The sequence below is a fragment of the Rhodococcus sp. WB9 genome, assembly GCF_007558985.1.
Classification (GTDB): Bacteria; Actinomycetota; Actinomycetes; order Mycobacteriales; family Mycobacteriaceae; genus Rhodococcus_F; species Rhodococcus_F opacus.
On record NZ_CP041769.1, the window covers coordinates 4,207,187 to 4,208,613 of the forward strand.

2 protein-coding genes are annotated in these 1,427 nt (G+C 64.6%); one reads left to right on the top strand and one right to left on the bottom strand.

The features are described from left to right. Positions 1 to 52 precede the first annotated feature (52 nt). Positions 53 to 385, bottom strand: a complete 333-nt coding sequence (locus tag FND50_RS19430) for a hypothetical protein (RefSeq protein ID WP_005246337.1) — start codon at positions 383 to 385, stop codon at positions 53 to 55. A gap of 172 nt (positions 386 to 557) precedes the next feature. Here FND50_RS19430 and FND50_RS19435 point away from each other — a divergent pair, with 172 nt between their 5' ends. After that, positions 558 to 896, top strand: a complete 339-nt coding sequence (locus FND50_RS19435) for an RNA polymerase-binding protein RbpA (protein ID WP_005255751.1) — start codon at positions 558 to 560, stop codon at positions 894 to 896. The last annotated feature ends 531 nt before the right edge of the window (positions 897 to 1,427 follow it).

Here is a 1,427-nt window from a genome sequence, read left to right on the forward strand (position 1 = left end):
TCGGACCGGTCGAGCAGAGTGCGTCCTGCGCTCCCCTGCCTCTGTCCGAGGCTCAGCGGAAGCGTTCGGCCTCACGCGCGAGTTGCACGAGGTCGGCACACAGGGACTCCACCTCATGGGCCGCCGCACCTTCGGCAACGGCTGTCGCCACGTCCTCGGCGGCACATCGAACCTGGAAAACCCGGTCGACCATGGCGGAGGCTTCCTCCGACGTGAGCACCACCGCATCGGCGGGGATGCTCGTGCCCTTGACCTGGTTGCGCTGCTCGTACGCGCGCTGCCGGCAGGATTGGCGGCAGTACCGGCGGCGCCGCCCCATCCCCGTCTCGGCCACTTCCCTCCCGCACCACACGCAGGAATCGGGTCTGCGGGAGGCGCCGGTCATGGTCAACCACCTTACTGCGCGGCGCCTCGAGGCCCGCCCGGTAAGATGTCGAGGTTGCATCTGCGCGGCGTGCGGGAACCAATCGGGAGGCCGTGGCGTTGTAGATGAGTGTGAACGCTTGGTTCTGGTCCAGGCGTAGTCGCGCGGAGACGATCGAGGAGAGGACACAACCATGGCAGATCGCGTACTTCGAGGAAGTCGACTCGGAGCGGTGAGCTACGAGACCGACCGTGACCACGACCTCGCGCCCCGTCGGATGGCCAAGTACCGGTGCGACAACGGTGAGGTGTTCGACATTCCCTTCGCCGACGATGCCGAGATTCCCGGCACGTGGCTGTGCCGCAACGGCCTCGAGGGAACCCTGGTCGAGGGGACTGCGCCCGAGGCCAAGAAGGTCAAGCCGCCGCGTACCCACTGGGACATGCTGCTCGAACGCCGTTCCAAGGAGGAACTGGAGGAGCTGCTGAAGGAGCGCCTCGACCTGCTGAAGGCGAAGCGCCGGGGAGCCTGACACAGGCAACCGAACCGTACGAACGCCGTCTCGGCTCTGCCGGGGCGGCGTTCGCCGCGTCCGGGGAAGCTGCGACCCCGGCTTCGGCGCGGGCGGGGTGTTCGACACGGACAAGCTTCTGTTGGTCACTGGGCTGGTCACCGTCTCGACAGGACTCATCCAAGTACTCCGATCTGCTGAACGCGGGCGCGTTACATTCCGAGCACACAAAGCACCGAGCGTCACGCCCCGAACACGCAGTCGAAGAAACCACGTATGACCGACCTCTCGGGCTTCCATACCATTTGAGAGGTAGGTCACATGACCGCTCTCAATCTACTATTCGGTACCGCGGAGTCAAGGGTTTGGTCTTCTCTTCGGGTAAATCTCACACCTGGGGTATGAAATCGGCACCCCGAAACCACGACCGGTCGGGCGTCCACGATATTCGGGGTGGTCAACCGCTCGTTTTCTGTACAACCACTGACATTTCGCGGTATTCCCCCATCACCGCCCAAACCAAACCTTCCGGTCTGCCGGACGGTGCTGCGG

Coding starts and splice junctions, on each gene's coding strand:
- FND50_RS19430 (WP_005246337.1), bottom strand. CDS start 385: ATGACCGGCGCCTCCCGCAGACCCGATTCCTGCGTGTGGTGCGGGAGG.
- FND50_RS19435 (WP_005255751.1), top strand. CDS start 558: ATGGCAGATCGCGTACTTCGAGGAAGTCGACTCGGAGCGGTGAGCTAC.